This is a genomic window from Cellulomonas sp., from assembly GCF_017744555.1.
Lineage (GTDB): Bacteria > Actinomycetota > Actinomycetes > Actinomycetales > Cellulomonadaceae > Cellulomonas.
The window spans coordinates 1-3,861 of the sequence record NZ_JAGIBD010000072.1 but is presented as its reverse complement, the minus strand read 5'-3'; the positions used below and the strand labels follow the sequence as shown (position 1 = coordinate 3,861).

General features: G+C 77.5%; 4 protein-coding genes. 2 read left to right on the top strand and 2 right to left on the bottom strand.

What is annotated here, in order from left to right; all coding sequences use genetic code 11:
- Both J7523_RS19975 and J7523_RS19970 read right to left on the bottom strand, forming a co-directional pair.
- A partial coding sequence (locus tag J7523_RS19975) for a maltose acetyltransferase domain-containing protein (protein WP_291890481.1) occupies window positions 1–185 on the bottom strand: 185 nt, incomplete at its 3' end.
- 132 nt (window positions 186–317) lie between these two features.
- Window positions 318–1,634 (bottom strand): aminotransferase class I/II-fold pyridoxal phosphate-dependent enzyme, encoded by a 1,317-nt coding sequence (locus J7523_RS19970; protein ID WP_291890483.1) that lies wholly within the window; start codon window positions 1,632–1,634, stop codon window positions 318–320.
- Between the two features lie 53 nt (window positions 1,635–1,687).
- On the opposite strand from J7523_RS19970, the gene J7523_RS19965 reads away from it, so the two are divergent.
- Window positions 1,688–2,479, top strand: a complete 792-nt coding sequence (locus tag J7523_RS19965; RefSeq protein ID WP_291890480.1) for a YggS family pyridoxal phosphate-dependent enzyme — start codon at window positions 1,688–1,690, stop codon at window positions 2,477–2,479.
- Entirely contained in the window at window positions 2,466–3,677 is a 1,212-nt protein-coding gene (gene alr, locus J7523_RS19960) for an alanine racemase (RefSeq protein ID WP_291890478.1), read from the top strand. Before J7523_RS19965 ends, alr begins: the two co-directional genes overlap by 14 nt.
- The last annotated feature ends 184 nt before the right edge of the window (window positions 3,678–3,861 follow it).

Here is a 3,861-nt window from a genome sequence, read left to right as displayed (position 1 = left end):
CCGAACAGCTCGCGCGCGAGCGCCTGGCGGCCCGCGACGTCCGTCGGGTTCATCATGTTGAAGCGCCACGTGAGCGCCTTGGCGCGCTGCCGCTCCTCGACCAGCGCCTCGAGCCCCGGGCCCTCGTCGTTGTACAGCCCCTGGGCGCGCATCCGTGCCCGGACCTCGCGCTCGACCTCGTTCATGCCACCACCCCGTCGTCGTGGCCCGGCGACCTCAGCGCGGGCCGCGGTCACCCTACGACGCCGCACGCGGGCCCCGGCACGACCTCGGTCCTCCACGGCCGGTGCGTCCCGCGTCCGCGCCGGGAGACCGGCTCAGCGGGAGAGGCGGCCCGCGGCCCCTCCCGCCGCGGCGGCGAGGTCGTCGGCGAGCCGCGCCGCGTCGTCGCCGTCGAGGTCGTGGACGGTCAGGCGCAGGTGGGGCGCGCGCGGCTCACGGCGCTCGAGCGCGAACTCCGCACCGTCGCGTGCGAGCCACCCGCGGCGCATGAGCCGCGCGCTCACGTCGGACGACGGTGCGGGCAGCGTGACCCACACGTTGAGCCCGTCGGGCGCCGCGCCGGTCAGGCCGCGCGAGGCGAGCAGGTCGACGAAGGCCGCGTTGCGCTCCGCGTAGCGGTCGCGCGCCGTGGTGAGCAGGCCACGCGTCGCGGGGTCCGTCAGCAGCGCCGCCGCGGTGCGCTGCAGCAGGTGGCTGACCCACGTCGTGCCGGGGCCGAGCCGCGCGGCGAGCCGGTCGGCGGTCTCGGGGTCCGAGGCGACGTACGCGAGCCGCAGGTCGGGGCCCAGGAACTTGGAGACCGAGCGCACGAGCGCCCAGCGCGCGTGGCGCCGGCCGACGACGCTGCGGTACGGCGCTCGGGACAGCAGCGAGAAGTGGTCGTCCTCGACGACGAGGACGTAGGGGTGCTCGGCGAGCACCCGTCGCAGCTGAGCGGCGCGGGCGGCGCTCAGGCTGACGCCCGTGGGGTTGTGGGCCCGCGGGGTGCAGACGACCGCGCGGGCCCCGGCCGTCAGTGCGGCGCGCAGCCCGTCGACCGTCATCCCCTCCGCGTCGACGCTCACGGGGACAGGGAGGTAGCCCGCCCGGCGCACGGTGTGGATGCTCGTGAGGTAGCACGGGTCCTCGAGCGCCACGAGGTCCCCCGGCGCCAGCGCGGTCGCGAGCAGCCGCTCGACGGCGTCGACGGCGCCACCCGTCACCGCGACGCGCAGCTCGCGCGGGCAGTCCGCCGCGAGGTGGTCGGTGGCCCAGGTGGCGAGCGCGGGGTCGAGCACCGCCTGCCCGTAGAGGACGGGCGCCCCGGGCGGCACGCGGACGGCGGCCGGGTCGGGGAGCAGCCGCGGGTCGGGGTTGCCGCTGCCGACGTCGCGCAGCACGGTGTCGCGCGCGAAGCCCTCCTCCGGCAGCTGCTCGACGCCTGCGACGCGCGTGCCGGCCCGGCCGCGCGTGACCACGGCACCGGCCTGGGCGAGCTGGCGGTACGCGGCGACCACGGTGTTGCGGTTGACGCCGAGCTGCTCGGCGAGGGTCCGCACGGGCGGCAGCGGGTCACCCGGCGCGAGCGACCCGCTGTCCACGAGCGCGCGCACGCTCGCCGCGATGTCGCCGGCGGTCCGGCCGTCGATCATCAGGGGCACGCGCCACCTCCGTCTCGTCCCGAGCCTATGCTAGCGTTTGGCCTATGCCAAACAGGCCCACGCCGACCGACGAGCAGCGCTACCCCACGTCGCGCGACGTGGGGGACTTCGTCCGCGCGGTCTCCCACGTCCGGTCACGCATCGCCGCCGCGGCCGAGCGCGTCAGCCGCTCCCCCGACGAGGTCCGGCTCCTGCCCGTCAGCAAGACCGTCCCCGAGGACCGCGTCCGCCTCGCCGTCCGCGCCGGGTGCCACGAGCTCGGTGAGAACAAGGTCCAGGAGGCGGCGCGCAAGCGTCAGGCCCTCGCCGACCTCGACGTCCGGTGGTCCGTCATCGGCCACCTGCAGACCAACAAGGCCCGCGAGGTCGCCGCCTGGGCGTCCGAGCTCCAGGCCCTCGACCGGCTGCGCGTCGCCGAGGCCCTCGACCGCCGGCTCGCGGCCGCCGGCCGCACGCTCGACGTCTACGTCCAGGTCAACACGTCGGCCGAGGACTCCAAGTTCGGCATGCCGCCCGCCGAGCTGCCAGCGTTCCTCGCCGCGCTGCCCGCCTACCCGCACCTGCGGGTGCGCGGCCTCATGACCCTCGCGGTCCTCAGCGACGACCACGCGCGCGTCCGCGAGTGCTTCGCGCTGCTCCGGACCCTGCGGGACCGCGCCCGGGACGCCGACCCCGACCTCATCGGCCTCGGTGAGCTGTCGATGGGCATGTCCGGCGACTACGAGATCGCCGTCGAGGAGGGCGCCACGTGCGTGCGCGTCGGGCAGGCGATCTTCGGCGCCCGGGCGGTGCCCGACAGCGTCTTCTGGCCGGAGGCCGACCGTGCCGACCGCTGACGCCGCGTGCGGCCCCGCGGCCGGCACCGACATGGCCGGCGCCGACGACGAGTCCCGGGTCGAGGTCGACCTCGCCGCCGTCCGCCACAACTTGCGCGTGCTGCGCACCGCGGCCGGGCAGGCGCAGGTCATGGCGGTGCTCAAGGCCGACGCCTACGGGCACGGCCTGCTCCCGGTCGCACGCACGGCGCTCGCCGCGGGGACGACGTGGTTCGGCGTCGCGCGGGCGTCGGACGCGCTGCGCCTGCGCACCGCGCTGCGCCCCGCCGACGCTCGCGTGCTCACGTGGCTGCACACGCCGGGCGCGCCGTTCGCGCGGCTGCTCGACGCCGACGTCGACGTGTCCGTGGGCGCGCCGTGGGCTCTCGAGGAGGTCGCCGCGGCCGCACGGGACACGGGCCGCGTCGCACGCGTCCACCTCAAGGTCGACACGGGGATGGGCCGCAACGGCGTCGGCCGAGACGCACTGCTCCCGCTGGTCCGGCGCGCCGCGTCCCTGGCGGCGACCGGTCGCGTCGAGGTCGTCGGCCTGTGGACGCACCTCGCGTGCGCGGACACCCCCGGGCACCCCGCCACCCACGACCAGGTCGCGCGATTCGAGGACGCGACCGACGTGCTGCGGGCCGCGGGGATCGAGGTCCCGCTGCGGCACGTCGCCGCCTCGGCCGCCACGCTCACCGACCCCCGCCTGCACTACGACCTCGTCCGCCCGGGCCTCGCGACGTACGGGCTGTCGCCGCTGCCGCCCGGAGACCCGCGCGCGAGCATGCTGACGCCCGCCATGACCCTGCGCAGCCGCCTCGCGGCGGTGCGCACCGTGCCGCCGGGGACCCCGGTGTCGTACGGCAGCGAGCACCGGACCGCGCGACGCACCGTGCTCGGGCTCGTCCCGCTGGGCTACGCCGACGGCGTGCCCCGCCACGCGTCGACCGACGGTCGCGGGCCCGCGCGCGTGCACGTCAACGGTCGCGCGGCCCGCGTGGTCGGGCGGATCTGCATGGACCAGCTCGTCGTCGACCTCGGCCCCCGGGCCGGCGACGCCCCGGGCGACGCCGTCACCCTGTTCGGCCCGCCCGGGGCCGGCGGCGTGCCGACCGCGGCGCACTGGGCCGCGAGCGCCGGGACGATCACCTACGAGGTCGTGAGCCGGGCCTCCGCCGCGCTGCCCCGCACGTACCGTGACGACGACGCGTCCTGAGCGACCGGCCGGAGCACGCCGCCGTGGGCGACCGGCCCGCACCGTGGCGGCGCGCGTCGCGGACCGCGCAGCCGCGGACCGCGGCCCTAGGGTGAGCGCGTGAGCCTCGACGACCCCGCGCGCCCGGCCGCACCGCCCGGGGCGGTCCCGCCGCAGTGGGTGCCCCCGCGGCGCAGCACCGCGA